At 73.4% G+C, this 14,928-nt stretch carries 12 protein-coding genes and 1 pseudogene; 4 read left to right on the forward strand and 9 right to left on the reverse strand.

The genetic code is table 11. From position 1 onward, the window contains the following. Positions 1–207 precede the first annotated feature (207 nt). From ABZT93_RS20580 to ABZT93_RS20600, 5 genes are all read right to left on the reverse strand, one after another. Positions 208–2,637 carry an SWIM zinc finger family protein gene (locus ABZT93_RS20580; RefSeq protein ID WP_356106307.1) on the reverse strand — a complete coding sequence of 810 codons (2,430 nt, stop codon included), beginning with the start codon at positions 2,635–2,637 and terminating at the stop codon, positions 208–210. A gap of 347 nt (positions 2,638–2,984) precedes the next feature. Beyond that, on the reverse strand, positions 2,985–5,864 hold the full coding sequence (locus tag ABZT93_RS20585; protein ID WP_356106309.1) for an SNF2-related protein: 2,880 nt from the start codon (positions 5,862–5,864) through the stop codon (positions 2,985–2,987). Between the two features lie 113 nt (positions 5,865–5,977). After that, complete coding sequence (locus ABZT93_RS20590) at positions 5,978–6,562, reverse strand: sugar kinase (RefSeq protein WP_356106311.1); 585 nt, start codon at positions 6,560–6,562, stop codon at positions 5,978–5,980. Next, positions 6,559–7,707, reverse strand: coding sequence for an ROK family glucokinase (locus ABZT93_RS20595; RefSeq protein WP_037712265.1), 1,149 nt, complete (start codon positions 7,705–7,707; stop codon positions 6,559–6,561). The genes ABZT93_RS20590 and ABZT93_RS20595 overlap by 4 nt, the downstream gene beginning before the upstream one ends. A 142-nt stretch (positions 7,708–7,849) precedes the next feature. Then, a complete protein-coding gene (locus tag ABZT93_RS20600; protein WP_356106336.1) occupies positions 7,850–8,587 on the reverse strand; it encodes a GntR family transcriptional regulator in 738 nt (245 codons plus the stop codon). A gap of 130 nt (positions 8,588–8,717) precedes the next feature. On the opposite strand from ABZT93_RS20600, the gene ABZT93_RS20605 reads away from it, so the two are divergent. Then, a complete protein-coding gene (locus tag ABZT93_RS20605; protein WP_356106314.1) occupies positions 8,718–9,740 on the forward strand; it encodes a Gfo/Idh/MocA family oxidoreductase in 1,023 nt (340 codons plus the stop codon). 70 nt (positions 9,741–9,810) lie between these two features. Here the strand turns inward: ABZT93_RS20605 and ABZT93_RS20610 are convergent, their stop codons facing one another. From ABZT93_RS20610 to ABZT93_RS20620, 3 genes are all read right to left on the reverse strand, one after another. Beyond that, entirely contained in the window at positions 9,811–10,998 is a 1,188-nt protein-coding gene (locus tag ABZT93_RS20610; RefSeq protein ID WP_356106316.1) for a cytochrome P450, read from the reverse strand. A 39-nt stretch (positions 10,999–11,037) separates the two neighbouring features. Next, entirely contained in the window at positions 11,038–11,727 is a 690-nt protein-coding gene (locus ABZT93_RS20615; RefSeq protein WP_356106318.1) for a response regulator transcription factor, read from the reverse strand. Between the two features lie 82 nt (positions 11,728–11,809). Further along, the gene (locus tag ABZT93_RS20620; RefSeq protein WP_356106319.1) at positions 11,810–13,069 is read right to left on the reverse strand and encodes a histidine kinase; all 1,260 of its coding nucleotides are present in this window, start codon (positions 13,067–13,069) and stop codon (positions 11,810–11,812) included. A gap of 169 nt (positions 13,070–13,238) precedes the next feature. Here ABZT93_RS20620 and ABZT93_RS20625 point away from each other — a divergent pair, with 169 nt between their 5' ends. Continuing rightward, a complete protein-coding gene (locus ABZT93_RS20625; protein ID WP_356106321.1) occupies positions 13,239–13,439 on the forward strand; it encodes a hypothetical protein in 201 nt (66 codons plus the stop codon). Between the two features lie 28 nt (positions 13,440–13,467). Here ABZT93_RS20625 and ABZT93_RS20630 read toward each other — a convergent pair whose 3' ends face one another. After that, positions 13,468–13,857, reverse strand: coding sequence for a ribonuclease domain-containing protein (locus ABZT93_RS20630; protein WP_356106322.1), 390 nt, complete (start codon positions 13,855–13,857; stop codon positions 13,468–13,470). A gap of 182 nt (positions 13,858–14,039) precedes the next feature. Between ABZT93_RS20630 and ABZT93_RS20635 the strand changes: the two genes are divergently transcribed. Then, entirely contained in the window at positions 14,040–14,795 is a 756-nt protein-coding gene (locus ABZT93_RS20635) for an SDR family oxidoreductase (RefSeq protein WP_356106324.1), read from the forward strand. A gap of 50 nt (positions 14,796–14,845) precedes the next feature. Beyond that, positions 14,846–14,928: pseudogene (locus tag ABZT93_RS20640) on the forward strand (CDP-alcohol phosphatidyltransferase family protein); the annotation flags it as partial.

Raw genomic sequence — 14,928 nt, forward strand, 5'->3', positions numbered from 1 at the left:
GCCCCTACTCCTCACACCTGGCTCCCGAACATCACCGGCGAACTCTCACACGGCCTTCACCGGGGGTGGGGTTGCTGCGCGGGCGGGACGGGATCGGGGGGTGAGGGGGCCGGCGGGGCGGCTGCGGGGTGTGGATTCCGTGGCGGGGGTGAGTGAGGCGAGGGGTACGGCGTCGGCGCGGAGGCCCGGAGTGTGGGGGTGGTCCGGTCAGAGGTCGGTCGGTGTGCCCAGGCCCGTGAGGGCGCCGACCGGGTCCAGGTCGGGGGTGCCGCGGGGCCACCAGTCGTCGTGGCCCGGTTCGGACTCGTACGCGTACCACAGACCGTCGCGGCCGAGGCGGAGTTGGATGTGGCCGCGGGGGTGGGTGAGGTGGTTGCGCCAGGGGCGGAAGGCGGGGAGGTCGGCGCCCAGGAGGAGGGGGCGGGCGCGGTCGAAACGGCCGGCCGGTGGGTCCCAGGGTTCCTCGAGGACGGCGAGCCCTTCGAGCCCGCCCTGTCTCCAGGCGGCCACCGCGCGGGCCAGGTCGGCCGGGGTGCGCTCGGTGGCCGCGGCGAGGGAGGCGTAGAGGGCGCGGGTGCCGGCGGTGAGGCCGGAACCGGGGCGGGCGGCGGCGAGGCGGACCACGTCCTGCCAGAGGGTGAGTTCGCCGACGGGGTCACGGCCGGTGCCCAGCAGGGCGTGGGCGCGGGCGGCCGCGTCGGTGGCCAGCTGGTCCAGGGCGAAGGGGTCGGGGCCGCCCGGGGACGCGGGGTACGCCGGTGGCTGCCCGGGGTGCGAAGGGACGGGCAACGGGGCCGGCAGCGGCGGGAGTCGGCGCGGCGCGAGGGCTTCGCTCGCCCGTACGCCGGACAGCGGCGCCGGCTCATGTTCCTGGGCGGCACGGGCCGCGCGGGCGGCGCTGAGGCGGGACAGGGCGTCCAGCAGATCGCGTTCACCCCGGCCGCGCAGCAGGAGCAGGACGAAGGGGTCGGCGTCGAGCAGGCGTGCCGTCTGGTAGCAGAGGGCGGCGGCGTGTTTGCAGGGGTGACCGCGGTCGGGGCAACTGCACTGCGGCTCGAGATCGCCGGGACCAGGGAGCAAGGGCACTCCGCACTCGGCCAGCGCCTCCGGCATCTCCTTGTCGAGCAGGGCGGCAATGTGTCCGGTCCGGTCGGCGGCGAGGTCCAGGAACCGGTCCCAGTCGGCGTCCCCCAGCGTCCGCAACCGCACCTGCACGCGGTACGGCCGGGCACGGCTCCCCTGCACATAGGCGAGCACGAGCCCGGGTGTCACGGTGATCGCGTCCACATGCCCCTGCTCGGCATAACCCCGGCCCCGCGCCAGCCGCTTGGCGTCCAGCGCGCCCTCCTCCAGCGCGGCGACCCAGGCATTGCCCCACCAGGTGGCGGCGAACCGGGCGTCCTCGGAAACGTGGGGAGGGAAGGCGGGGAAGGTGCGACGCAGGTCGCTGTCCCGGTTGGGGGCGGCCATGGAGTGGGGGCGCCGGGGGGTGGACGGGAAGGGGGCGGGTGTCGGAGGGAGCGGATGCCTGTCGGAGGCGGTGGCTTCGGCGGCCGGGGTCGGTGAGGCGGCGTCGGTTTGGGCAGCGTCGCTGCGGGCGGCGACGCCGGTGTTCAGGGGGGCGTCGGCGGGAGCGGGGGCCTCTTGGAGAGAACTGCCTTGCCACGTACCGCTGTTGTCCTCGGCCTTGTCCTCGTACCCCTCCCCCGGCTGGGCCACGTCGTCGGGCATCCGGAAGGCGTCGGACAGCAACTCCCGTACGTCTCGCGCCCGGGCGCCGACGGCCGGACTCGGCGACGTACGGCCCCGGGCCCGGTTCCCGGACGCGGTCGGGGTGGTCCTGCGCGACCGACGGGCGAGGACGGCCTCCGCTTCTGCGGCCTCGGCGTCCGCCCGCCTCCTGCGTGCCGTACGCAGCGCTTCGCGGGCGGCATCGGCGGGACGTGCGCCGGGAAGGCCCGCGGACGCGGCATCGGGAGCATCGGCGGCGTCTAGGGCATCGAGGGCATCCGCAGCGGGCAGAGCCGCCGAGGTGACACGATCCGCTTCTCCAGCGGTGGACCTCGCAGAAGTGCGCGGGGCGGCGCCCGCGTCGGATCGGCCTGTGGCATCGGCCGGATCCGACGCAGCCGCTTCGGGTCGTGGGACGCGTGACTGCGTGAGGCCGTCGGCCCCGGAGGCGGCACCACCGCTGCCCGTCCCGGACCGCCCCGTGGCACCGTCCCCGAGTGCGGCACGCCGCGCCGCGACAGCCTCCCGCAGGGCCGCACGCGCCGCGTCACCTGGCCGGGGCTCGGCCGGGGCGGGATCGGCGACGGCGTTCTCCGGCGTCGCGCCCTCCGTCTCCTCCCCGCCGGCGGGACGGGGCTCATCGGCGTCTACGTCGACTCGCCGCGCTGCACCCTCGGCCGTCAGACGGTCCGCCCCCGTGGCCGCAGGGCTCCCTGCGCCCTGAGCCGCAGAGTCGCCCTCCTCCATCTCCGCGAGGCGGCCACCTCCCTCGACGGCAAGGCGCCCCCCGCCCCGCACCGCACCACCCGCACCCTGCGCCGCGGAGCCGCCGCTCCCCCCGTCCGCCCGGCTCTCCGAACCCTGCACCGCGTCATGGCCCAGCCCTTGCGCCGCCGCGTCACCCATCCCCTCGGCCGCGGCACTCCCAGCACCAGACGCCACAGAACTCCCGGCTTCCCCCACCGCCGGACCACCACTCCGCTCGCCGGCGCGACTTCCCGCACCCGACGCCGAAGCGCCACCGGCCTCCCCCACCGCCGGTTGACCACCACTCCCCTCGCCCGCGCAGACCCCCGCGCCCCACACCGCAGAGCCCCCGCTCGCCCCACCCGGCACCGCGGATTTACCCTCCCGGGCTTCCCCTCCGCTCGCCCCCGTGACCGTCTCGCCGTCCGCGTCCCCGTCGGTCTCCCGGCCCGCCCGCTCCCGGGCCGCCCGCAGGGCTCGGCGGGCCTCGTCGGCGGGGCCCGGGGTCATGACGGCCTCCGGAGGGAGACCAGGTCGGTCAGTTCGCGGTCGGTGAGTTCCGTGAGGGCCGACTCGCCGGAGCCGAGGATCGCGTCGGCGAGGGCGCGCTTGGCTTCGAGCATCTCGGCGATGCGGTCCTCCACCGTGCCCTCGGTGATGAGGCGGTGGACCTGGACGGGCTGGGTCTGGCCGATGCGGTAGGCGCGGTCGGTGGCCTGTTCCTCGACGGCCGGGTTCCACCAGCGGTCGAAGTGGACGACGTGGCCCGCGCGCGTGAGGTTGAGGCCGGTGCCCGCCGCCTTCAACGACAGGACGAGCACCGGGATCGCGCCGCTCTGGAAGCGGTCCACCATGCGCTCGCGCTCCGGCACCGGCGTCCCGCCGTGCAGCAGATCCACCGGCACCGCGCGGGCGGCGAGGTGGGCGGTGATCAGGCGGGCCATCCCCACGTACTGGGTGAAGACGAGCGCGGAGCCGTCCTCCGCCAGCAGGGTGTCCAACAGCTCGTCCAGCAGGGCCAGTTTCCCGGAGCGGGCGACCAGCCGCTCGCCGGCCGTCGGCGGGACCTCCTCCTTCAGATACAGCGCGGGGTGGTCGCAGATCTGCTTCAGCGCCCCCAGCAGCTTCAGCACCAGCCCCCTGCGCGCGATGCCCTGTGCCGTCTCGATCGCCAGCAGCGACTCGCGCACCACCGCCTCGTACAGCGAGGCCTGCTCGCGGGTGAGGGGGACGGGGTGGTCCGTCTCCGTCTTGGGCGGCAGCTCGGGGACGATGCCCGGGTCGGACTTCTTGCGGCGCAGCAGGAAAGGCCGCACCAGCCTCGCCAGCCTGGTCACCGCCTCCTCGTCCTCGCCGTTCTCCACCGCGCGCGCGTGCCGGGCGCGGAAGGACTTCAGGGGGCCGAGGAGTCCGGGGGTGGTCCAGTCGAGCAGGGCCCAGAGCTCCGAGAGGTTGTTCTCGACCGGGGTGCCGGTCAGGGCCACGCGCGCGGGCGACGGGATCGTGCGCAGGGCCTTCGCGGTCGCCGAGTACGGGTTCTTCACGTGCTGGGCCTCGTCCGCGACGACCATGCCCCAGCGCTGTTCGGCCAGCCTTGCCGCCGCCGCCCGCATGGTTCCGTACGTGGTGAGGACGAAACCGCCCTCGAGGCCGTCCAGGCTGCGCTCGGTGCCGTGGAAGCGGCGGACGGGAACGCCCGGCGCGAACCGGGTGATCTCCCGCTGCCAGTTGCCCAGCAGCGAGGCGGGACAGACGACGAGGGTCGGTTCGCGGCGCGCCCTGCGCAGGTGCAGGGCGATGACCGTGATGGTCTTGCCGAGTCCCATGTCGTCGGCGAGGCAGCCCCCGAGGCCGAGCGAGGTCATGAGGTCCAGCCAGGCCAGGCCGCGGAGTTGGTAGTCGCGCAGGGTGGCGTGCAGGCCCGCGGGCGGCTCGGCGGGGTGCACTCCGGTCGTCAGGCGGTCGCGCAGGGCGGCGAGCGCGCCGACCGGCACCGCCTCCACCGTCTCGCCCTCGACCTCCGCGCTGCCGGTGAGGGCCACGGAGAGCGCGTCGACCGGGTCGAGCAGGCCCAGTTCGCGTTTGCGGGCCTTGCGGACGAGGGCGGGGTCGACGAGGACCCATTGGTCCCTCAGGCGTACGACGGGGCGGTGGGCCTCGGCCAGCGCGTCCATCTCGGCCTCGCTGAGCGGGTCGCCGCCGAGCGCCAACTGCCAGCGGAACTGGAGGAGTTCCTCGCTCTCGAAGAAGCCGGTACCGTCGGTCGCCGAGCCAGGAGCGGGTCGTACGACCGCCGCCGCGGTGAGGTCCTGCGCCAGGTCCCGCGGCCAGTGCACCGCCACCCCGGCCGTCGCGAGCCGGGTCGCCGCCACGCCGAGCAGGTCACCCAGTTCCTCGTCGGACAGGGCCAGTACATCGGGCACGTCCTGCTCGGAGAGCCGGTCCAGGGGCTGCCAGACCCGGGCGGCGCGCCGTACGGCGAGGGCCGCGTCCACGCGTGCGCGTGGCCCGAAGACGGCGTCGGCGTCCCCCGCCCACAGCGCCGCCGCGTCGGTCACCAGGGTCGGGTCGGCGAGGCTGTGTACCTGCACGATCGCGGCGCCCGCACTGCGCACACCGTCCGCCTCGGCGTTGAACAGGTTGTACGCCGACAGGTCCAGGCGGAGTGAGATCCGCACGCCCGCGTCCATGCCGGCGGCGACCTCGGCGGCCCAGTCCTGGGCGTGCGGCAGCCGCTGGGGCGCTCGGGCTGCGAAGGGCTTGCCGGAGGCGTAGGGGGCGGCGGGGGTACGCGGCAGGGTGTCGGCGACCGCGTCCAGGAAGGAGCGCATCAGGGCTTCCGGTTCCGGCAGCCGGAGCGGGCCGGGGCCGGGCAGCGGGACCGCGTGGCCCTCGTGGGGCAGGGCGGCGGCGACCGCGCGCAGGTGGGCGATGTCGTCCGGGCCCAGGGGGCCGGCCCGCCAGGCGTCGTGGCCGGTCGCGGTGAGTCCGGGCAGCAGACGTCCGCGGGCGGTGAGCCGCAGCGCGTGCAGGGCGGCCGCGCCCCAGCAGGCGGTGGCGGGGTGGGCGGCGGGATCGCGCCGGGCGCGGACCAGCAGCGGCAGGGCCTCGACGACCGGGAGCGAGAGGGCGGGGGCGGTCCGGCGCCGCACTCCGGCTCCGTGCGGTCGTACGACGGTGAGCTCGGTGCGCTCGGGGGACGCGGCGTCGGCCTCCATGCCGGAGCGGGGGCCGCCGGCGGGCAGGGGGGCGCCCTCCGGGTCCCAGAACGCGATCCGGCCCTCACGGGGAAGGGGCGCGGGCAGGAAGACGGCGGCGAGCCGGACGGGGACAGCCGGCCCCTGCTCCTCGACCCTGCGCTCGGCCACCATGGCCCTGTCGCTCATACGTCCTGTCACCTCCCGCCCGCATGTCGGATCAGTCGTCTTCGACTCTACGGGCGGGGTCTGACAATCGGCTCCGGCGAAGACCGGCCGGGCCACTCGCCGGACCGAGCCGGTCAGGGGACCGTACGCGAGACGACGTACACCTTCGGGGCGTTCGGGACGGTCAGGTTGACCATGACGTCCTGCGTGGGCGCCGGGTCCTTCTGCGAGTGGGTCAGACCCCACCAGGAGCGCGGGGTGTCGAAGTTCCAGCCGCTGACCTTCTGGTCCCGCTCGCTGATGGAGGTCTCGCCCTTCTCCAGCTGGGCGCGGCTGACGCCCATGCCGGTGAGGAAGGCGGCCAGGCCCGCGTCGGTCGTCCGGAACTGGACGTACAGCCGGCTGGTCTTCCAGTTGTTGGTCTCATAGGAGGCGACCAGGTCCGCGGGGTGCGGGACGGGCACCTGGTAGAGGCGGCGCTGTACCTTGGACGGCCAGCCGGGCGTGAGACCCGTCGCCGAGTACTTCGCTTCCTTGTCCTTGCCGCTGTCACGGCTCTGGTTGGCGGAGATCACCAGATAACCGGCCGGGACGCCGATGAGCAGGCCGATGATGAGCAGCGTGATCGCCCTGCGGCGGATCATGTGGCGGCGGTCCTCGGGGGGACGCTCCGGCTCGCCGGGGGGCGCGGATGCCTGGCGGGGCAGGGATGCCGTCATGCGGTGTCCCGGGACGTACGGCGGGCCTCCACGTACCGTTCGTAGCGCTCGTGCCGCTCCACCCGGCGCCGGTTGGCACGGCGGAAGCGGCGGGCGACCAGGCGGGCGAGGTCGGCGGCGCCGACCATGCCGGCCTCGGGGCCGAGCTGGGCGCGGGCGATCCGGGCCTCGGGGCGGTAGCCGCGGCCGGTGAGCTGGCGCTTGAAGGCGTCCCGCGCGGGGCCGATCAGCAGGTCGTCGGCCGCGCTGACGCCGCCGCCGATGACGAAGCAGGAGGGGTCCAGGGCGGCGGCGAGGTTGGCGATGCCGACGCCGAGCCACTGGCCGATGTCCTGGAGCAGCTCGATGCACATCGCGTCGCCGTCGCGCGCCAGCTCGGTGATCATCGGGCCGGTGATGTCGCCGATGTTGCCCTTGACGTGCTCGATGATCCCGTACGCCACCGGGGAGTCGGCGGCGGCCAGCTCCCTGGCCTCCCTGACCAGCGCGTTGCCGGAGCTGTACTGCTCCCAGCAGCCGCGGTTGCCGCACGGGCAGCGGTGTCCGCCGGGGACGACCTGCATGTGGCCGAACTCGCCGGCGACACCGTACTTGCCGCGCTTGACCTGGCCGTCCTCCAGGATCGCGCCGCCGATGCCGGTACCGAGCGTGATCATGACGAGGTGGTCCTCGCCGCGGCCCGCGCCGAAGCGCCACTCGGCCCAGGCCGCGGTGTTCGCGTCGTTGTCCACCAGGACGGGGACCGCGAGGCGGCCGGCGATACGGTCGCGCAGCGGTTCGTTGCGCCAGGACAGGTGGGGGGCGAACAGCACGCGGTTGCGGTCAGCGTCGACCCAGCCCGCCGCTCCGATGCCGACCGCGTGGACGTCGTGGCGGTCGGACAGGTCCAGGACCAGTTCGACGATGGTGTCCTCGACGACCTTGGGGCTCTTGGACTTGTCCGGAGTCTCCGTGCGGACCTTCTCCAGGATGTTGCCGTCGGCGTCGACGACCCCCGCCATGACCTTGGTGCCGCCGATGTCGATGCCCACCGTCGGCACGCGCGGTGCGGTCAGGTGTGAGCGGCGTTCCCGCGTGCCGACGGTCCGCAGGGCGGGGGCGCGGCGGGAGCCTATGGGGGCGCTGAAGTTGCCGTAGGTGCTCATCGGCCCCGATTCTGCCGCACCCTCACGGCCGGTGCCGAACGGGGCCCAAAGGGGAGTGTGCGACCTCTGCCCGGTGCTGGTTCGTCGTGGCTGGTCGCGCCCGCGCGGCGGAGCCGAAAATCGATACGGCCCCGCGCCCCTGCTAGGGGCGAACCAGTAGCTGGAATTCGAATGAGTAGCGCGTCGGCCGGTACGTGTGCGTGCCGTACTCCACCGCTCTGCCGGTGTCGTCGAAGGTCACCCGCTGCATGGTGAGGAGCGGGGCGCCCGCCTCCTCCGCCAGACGCTCCGCCTCCACCGCCGTGGCAGCTCTCGCGCCGATGGACTGGCGGGCGCTGTGCAGGGTGATCCCGGCGGCACGCATCATGCGGTACAGACCCGTGGCCTCCAGCTGGGCGGTGTCCAGGTCGAGGAGGGCCGGGGGCAGGTAGTTGCAGAGGTACGCCATCGGCTCGCCGTGGGCCAGGCGCAGGCGTTCCACCTGGTGCACGTCGCTGCCCTCGGTGACGCCGAGCGCGGCGGCGATCTCGGCGGTGGCGGAGACGACGGTGTTGACGAGGACCTTCGTCGCGGGCCGCTGCCCGGCCGCCTCCAGGTCGTCGTAGAGGCTGCTGAGCTCCAGCGGGCGTTTGACCTGGCTGTGCACGACCTGGGTGCCGACTCCGCGGCGGCGCACGAGCAGGCCCTTGTCGACGAGCGACTGGATGGCCTGGCGGACGGTGGGCCGGGACAGGCCGAGCCGGGCGGCGAGCTCGATCTCGTTGCCCAGCAGGCTGCCGGGAGTGAGCGTTCCGTGCTCGATCGCGGCCTCCAACTGCTGGGACAGCTGGAAGTACAACGGCACGGGGCTGCTGCGGTCCACACTGAGCTCGAGCGTCACGGTCGGGTCCACTTCTGGTTTCGGCACGGGCCCGAGCGTAGCTCCGTGCGTTGTTGACGGGAAGTCGTGTAGTCAGATTGTCCGGACATACGGATTGACAGCATGGGGCTCGCGAGCACATTTTGTTCACATGCGCATCGGGGTCATAGGGACGGGCCGCATCGGCACCATTCATGCGAACACGCTCAGCCGCCACCGGGAGGTCGGTTCCTTAATCCTCACGGACGCGGACGGCGCACGGGCCCAGGAGCTCGCGCACCGCCTGGGGGAGACCGCTGCCCCCGGCGTCGACGAGATCTTCAAATGGGGCGTGGACGCCGTGGTGATCACTACGGCGACCTCGGCCCACGCCGAGCTGATCGGCCGGGCGGCGCGCTCGGGACTGCCGGTGTTCTGCGAGAAGCCCATCGCGCTCGATCTGCCCGGCACCCTGCAGGCCATCGCCGAGGTGGAGACCGCCGGGACGGTTCTCCAGATGGGCTTCCAGCGCCGCTTCGACGCGGGGTACACCGGCGCGCGGGAGGCCGTGCGCTCGGGGCGGCTCGGACGGCTGCACACCGTGCGGGCGCTCACCTCCGACCAGGCACCGCCGCCGGCGGAGTGGCTGCCGTTGTCCGGGGGGCTGTACCGGGACACCCTGATCCACGACTTCGACATCCTGCGCTGGGTGACCGGGCACGAGATCGTCGACGTGTACGCGGCCGGGTCCGACGCCGGTCCCCCGATGTTCCGGGCCGCGGGGGACGTCGACACCGCGGCGGCCGTGCTCACCCTCGACGACGGCACCCTCGCGACGGCCACGGCCACGCGGCTGAACGGGGCCGGGTACGACGTACGCATGGAGCTCGCCGGAGAGCTGGACCAGGTCGTGGTGGGCCTGGACGACCGCACGCCGATCGCGTCCACGGAACCCACCGGGCCGCCGGCCGCGGACAAGCCGTGGACGGGGTTCCTTGAGAGGTTCGGACCGGCCTACGAGGCCGAGCTGGACGCGTTCATCGAGGTGGTCCGGGGCGAGAGAGCCAACCCCTGCGACGGGCGCGAGGCGTTGCAGGCGCTAAGGATCGCCGAGGCGTGCGAGATCTCACGACGCGAGCGCCGGGCCGTGCGGCTGGCGGAGCTGCCGGGGGGCGCGAGCGCGGCCGCGCTCTGAACGCGGCGGCCCGGCACACCCCTGACGTCCCCCTGTCCCGTCCCGGCTACCGTCCTCACCCCGCCGGGCCCTACCACCGCACCGGCAGGCTTCGCACGCCCCTGATCAGCATCCCCGGGAGCCACTCCCCCGGGGGCCCGTCGAGGGCGAGGGCGGGGGCGCGGCCCAGCAGGGTCCGGATTGCCGTGCGCGCCTCCAGGCGGGCCAGTGGGGCGCCCAGACAGTAGTGGATGCCGTGGCCGAACGCGAGGTGGCCGCGGGGGTCGCGGCGGATGTCGAAGCGGTCCGGGGCCGGGTAACGGGAGGCGTCGCGGTCGGCCGCGCCCAGGCAGATCATCACCGGGTCGCCCTTGGCTATGTCCCGTCCCGCTATCTCCAGTGGCTCGGCGGCGTACCGGAACGTCGCGTTCTCCACCGGGCCCTCATAGCGCAGCGCCTCCTCGACCGCGCCGTCTATGAGGCTCATGTCGGCGCGCAGGGCGGCGAGTTGGTCCGGGTGGGTAAGCAGGGCGTGCACGCCGTTGGTGATGAGGTTGACCGTGGTCTCGTGGCCCGCGATCAGCAGCAGGAAGGCCATGCCGCGCAGTTCGGAAGCGGAGAGCCGGTCGCCGTCCTCCGCGGTGGTGCGGATGAGGTCTCCGAGCAGGTCGTCGCTCGGTCCGGCGCACCGCTTGTCCTCGACGAGCTCCGCCAGATACTCGCCGAGGCGCAGGACGGCGTCGTACGAACTCTCCGGGCTGGTGGGTGCCACGACCTCCGTGGACAGCTTCCGGAACTCGGTGCGGTCCATCTCGGGCACGCCGAGGAGCTCGCAGATGACGGTGATCGGCAACGGGTAGGCGAGGGACTGCACCAGGTCCGCGCGGCCGTGCGGCAGCATCGCGTCGAGGAGGTCGTCGGTGACCTCCTGGATCCTGGGCCGCAGTCGCTCGACCCGGCGCATGGTGAAGGCACGGGAGACCAGGCCGCGCAGCCTCGTGTGCTCGGGCGGGTCGCTGTTCAGCAGATGGCGGCCGATCAGCGCCTCGTCGTCGAACACCATGCCGATTCCGCGGCCGTCCTTGGACAGTCTCGGATCGGCCAGAGCCGCGCGCGCCTCCTCGTGCCCGACGACGAGCCAGGTCGCGTAGTCGGCGTCGGAGCCGGGCGGCCGCACCCGGTGCACGGGGCCGAGGCCGCGCAACTCGGCGTACACGGCGTGCGGATCGGCGCGGAACGCGTCGCCGTACTCCCCGAGATCGATCACTGCTTCGGTCATGGACTCCCCCTTCACCGGCTCAACGTCCGGCGGCGGCGCCTAGTGCCCGTCCGGCTCAGGTTTCCCGGGCTGCTCCAGCAGTCCCGCGTCGTACGCCAACAACGCGATCTGCACCCGGTTGTTGAGGTCGAGCTTGGCCAGGACGCGGGACACATGGGTCTTGACGGTGGCGACGCTCATGTAGAGAGAGGTGGCGATCTCGGCGTTGGACAGGCCCTGGCCGACGGCGACGGTCACCTCGCGTTCGCGATCGTTGAGGGCGGCGATGCGCTCACGCGCGCGTGCCCGTCGGGTGTCGAGGGCGGTGCCGGCGGCGTGCGCCATCAGCTGACGGGTGACGGTGGGCGACAGGACGGGGTCGCCGGCCGCGACCCGGCGGACGGCGGCGAGGATCTCGGCGGGCGGGGTGTCCTTGAGGACGAATCCGGCGGCGCCCGCGCGCAGGGCGCGCAGGACCTGCTCGTCGGCGTGGAAGGTGGTCAGGACGACGACCTGCGGGGCGTCGGGACGGCCGCGCAGTCGCTCCGTGGCCGTGAGGCCGTCCACCGCGGGCATCCTGATGTCCATGAGGACGACGTCCGGGCGGGTCCGGTCGACGGCGGCCTCGACCTCGGTGCCGTCCGCCGCCTCTCCGACGATCTCGATGTCCTCGGCACCGCCCATCATCAGGGACAGACCGGCCCGGACGAGGGGGTCGTCGTCGACGAGGAGCAGTCTGATCACAGTCATGAGCCCTACGTAATCACGCGGAGGCAGGACGCAATCACCCTTGCGGACGGGCGAGTTGCGCTACCGATGACACCGACGGCCGTCATCCCCACGGCAGCCACGCCCGTACCCCGAACGCGCCGTCCTCCTCCACCCCGTGCTCCAGCCGGCCCCCGGCGAGCGTGGCGCGCTCGGTGAGGCCGATCAGGCCCTGGCCCGAGCCGGGGACGTGGGGCACCTCGGCCTCGGGCGGTGGGTTCCGTACGGTCACGACGAGGCCCTCGACCGGGCCGCCGGTGACCGTGACGGTGACCTCCGCGCCCGGGGCGTGCTTGCGGGCGTTGGTGAGGCCCTCCTGGACGATGCGGTAGGCGGTGCGGCCCACGGAGGCGGGAACGGCGGCCGGGTCCGCGACACGGCTGTCCAGGGTGACCTTCATGCCGGCCTCGCGGGACTCGGCGACCAGTGTGTCGAGCGCGGCCAGGGTCGGCTGGGGGCGGCCCGTGTCGTCGTGGTCCGCGGCCCGCAGCACCCCGATGATCTCCCGCAGGTCCTGGAGCGCCTCGTGCGCGCTCTCCCGGATGACGCCGGCGGCCCGCGCGATCTCCTCCTGGGGCGCGTCCGGCCGGAACTCCAGGGCGCCCGCGTGGACGCTCAGCAGGGTCAGCCGGTGCGCGAGGACGTCGTGCATCTCGCGCGCGATGGCCTCACGGGCGAGCCGCTGCGCCTGCTCGGCCCGCAGCCGCGCCTCGGTCTCGGCGCGTCGGGCGCGGTCGCGCAGGCTGAACATCAGCTGCCGTTTGGCCCGTACGAGCAGACCCCAGCCGACGACCGCGGCGATCAGCACCACCGAGAGGACGACCGAGACGAGGTACGGCAGGTCCGCGTCGGGCCGCAGCCGGAAGGTGAGGGGGGCCAGGGCGATGTTGACGCCGGCCACCCAGGCGACGTAACGGAAGGGGCGGTGCACGGCCAGGGTGAAGACGGCGATCATGCAGGCGCCGCCCGCGGTGTCCGAGAGCAGGCCGAGCGGGATCGCGGCCAGGGCGAGACCGAGCGGCCAACGGCGGCGCAGCCACACGGCCGCGCAGGCGAGCGCGCCGAGCAGTTGGTCGATGTCGGCCGCGGTGCGCGACACATGCGAGTTGTCGCCCACGGCGTCCGCGGCGAGCAGGCCGATGACGACGGCCAGGAGGAAGCAGGAGAAGTCGACGAGCCAGTCGCGCACGGTCCGCCGTGGACGCCGTCCGGGCCGTACGCCGGCCGGGTCGAACTCGTGGATCACGGCGGACGGCAGCAGCCAGCGCCGACCGGGGAAGGCCGGGGGCTCGGGAACCGTCTCGTCAGCGCTCACGGTCGACAAATCTACGCAGTGAGGACGGGGTTCACCTCCCCGCGACCGGGATCGGCGACCAAAGTCGCGGCACCGCAGACTTTCGGCGCGGACCGCCTTGCGAGCCCGATGCTTCGGCGGAACGGGCCTCGCCCCGCGACCGATGTCCGTGGGGGGTCCGCGGGGTGAGGCTCTGTCCATGAAGCAACTGCTGGAACTGCTCGGATTCCTCGCCCTGGTACAGGGCGGGATGGGTCTGCTGCACGAGGTCACCGACTGGCACATCGGCCTCGTCCAGCGGATCGGTTTCCTCGACGGTTACGGGATCTACGCGAGCGTCGCCCTGATCGTGCTGGCGTTCGCGCTGTTCGCCGCCGCGGAGAGCCGCAGGTCCGGCTGAACGCGGACCGGACCTACCTCAGCTCAGCTCAGCAGCCGTAGTTGACCAGGTTGAACGTGACGTAGTGGTCCGCCGTGTAGTAGTCCTCCTGGCTCTTCGCACCGGTGACGATCCGGCGCGCTCCGCGCGTGGAGGAGCCCGGCGTGATCACCGTGTACTCGTGGTAGTACCCGGTCGACTGGCTCGGCAGGACGCCTTCGCGGTTCTGGAAGACGCTCCCGTCCTGCGAGTAGGGGTAGGGGCCGCCCTGTTCGATCAGGTCCAGGGTGTCATGCGCCTGGGAGGGCAGCTTGGAATAGCAGATGCTGCCGACGGCGGCGGCCGCCGGGGTGGCGGTGGTGACGGCGCCACCGACCAGGAGCGCGGACAGGACGGCGGCCGTCGCGCCGATGCGAGTGATCCGTGGGGGGAATCTCATGCCCTCATGATGACGCGCGTAGACAGTGGCATGTCAATGACAAGTCTGGAGTTTTTGCCGTCAAGTCCGATGAGTTTTCAGGGAGTTAACCTGCCGCACGGCGTCTTCACGAACACCGGACGGCGGCCGGGCCGAGGTGCGTGTCCGTTCGCCGCCAGCGGTGCCCGGGGTGGGCCGGTGGGATGGTTGCCATGACAACGACTTACGGAACTCTGCACGGCAAGGTCGCGCTCGTCACCGGGGGCAGCCGGGGAATCGGGGCGGCCACGGCGCTGCGGCTGGCGCGGGAGGGAGCGGACGTGGCCGTGACGTACGTGGACGGCAAGGAGGCCGCCTCGGACGTCGTACGGCGGATCGAGGCGCTGGGGCGGCGGGCCGTAGCCCTGCGGGCGGACTCCGCGGACGCGGAGGAGGCGGCGGGGGCGGTGCCGCGTACGGCGGAGGCGCTCGGTGGGCTGGACGTCCTGGTGAACAACGCGGGCGTGGGGGCGCTCGGGCCGTTGGAGGAGCTGTCCCTCGCGCAGGTCGACCGGGTGCTGGCCGTCAACGTGCGCGGGGTGTTCCTGGCCTCGCGGGCGGCGGCCGCGCGGATGCGGGACGGCGGGCGGATCATCACGATCGGCAGCTGTATGACCCAGCGGGTGCCCGGCCCCGGCGGGACCCTGTACACGACGAGCAAGTCGGCGCTGATCGGGCTGACGAAGGCCCTCGCGCGTGAGCTGGGGCCGCGGGGGATCACGGCGAACATCGTGCATCCGGGGCCCATCGACACGGACATGAATCCGGCGGACGGGCCGTTGGCGCCGGGGCAGGCCGCGGTCACCGCCGCGGGGCGGTTCGGGACGGCGGAGGAAGTCGCGTCGATGGTGGCGTATCTGGCGGACGCGGAGTACGTCACCGGGGCGGAGTTCTCGGTGGACGGGGGGTATGCGGCGTGAGGTAGGCGCATTCTTCTCGCCCGCTTCGGTGTTCGAGGAGCGGGGGCCCGCTCCTCGGCACCGCCGGAGTGGTCGCGGGCGCGCTGGTCTTCTACCCCATGGGGGAGTTCTTCTGGGGCACGGTCGTGATCAC

Source organism: Streptomyces sp. NPDC005303, assembly GCF_040607335.1.
Taxonomy (GTDB): domain Bacteria; phylum Actinomycetota; class Actinomycetes; order Streptomycetales; family Streptomycetaceae; genus Streptomyces.

Excerpts from the sequence above, each read along its gene's own strand:
- ABZT93_RS20615 (WP_356106318.1), bottom strand. The coding sequence starts at position 11,727 with ATGACTGTGATCAGACTGCTCCTCGTCGACGACGACCCCCTCGTCCGG.
- ABZT93_RS20625 (WP_356106321.1), top strand. The coding sequence starts at position 13,239 with ATGAAGCAACTGCTGGAACTGCTCGGATTCCTCGCCCTGGTACAGGGC.
- ABZT93_RS20585 (WP_356106309.1), bottom strand. The coding sequence starts at position 5,864 with ATGAGCGACAGGGCCATGGTGGCCGAGCGCAGGGTCGAGGAGCAGGGG.
- ABZT93_RS20605 (WP_356106314.1), top strand. The coding sequence starts at position 8,718 with ATGCGCATCGGGGTCATAGGGACGGGCCGCATCGGCACCATTCATGCG.
- ABZT93_RS20595 (WP_037712265.1), bottom strand. The coding sequence starts at position 7,707 with ATGAGCACCTACGGCAACTTCAGCGCCCCCATAGGCTCCCGCCGCGCC.
- ABZT93_RS20580 (WP_356106307.1), bottom strand. The coding sequence starts at position 2,637 with ATGGGTGACGCGGCGGCGCAAGGGCTGGGCCATGACGCGGTGCAGGGT.
- ABZT93_RS20590 (WP_356106311.1), bottom strand. The coding sequence starts at position 6,562 with ATGACGGCATCCCTGCCCCGCCAGGCATCCGCGCCCCCCGGCGAGCCG.
- ABZT93_RS20630 (WP_356106322.1), bottom strand. The coding sequence starts at position 13,857 with ATGAGATTCCCCCCACGGATCACTCGCATCGGCGCGACGGCCGCCGTC.
- ABZT93_RS20635 (WP_356106324.1), top strand. The coding sequence starts at position 14,040 with ATGGTTGCCATGACAACGACTTACGGAACTCTGCACGGCAAGGTCGCG.
- ABZT93_RS20610 (WP_356106316.1), bottom strand. The coding sequence starts at position 10,998 with ATGACCGAAGCAGTGATCGATCTCGGGGAGTACGGCGACGCGTTCCGC.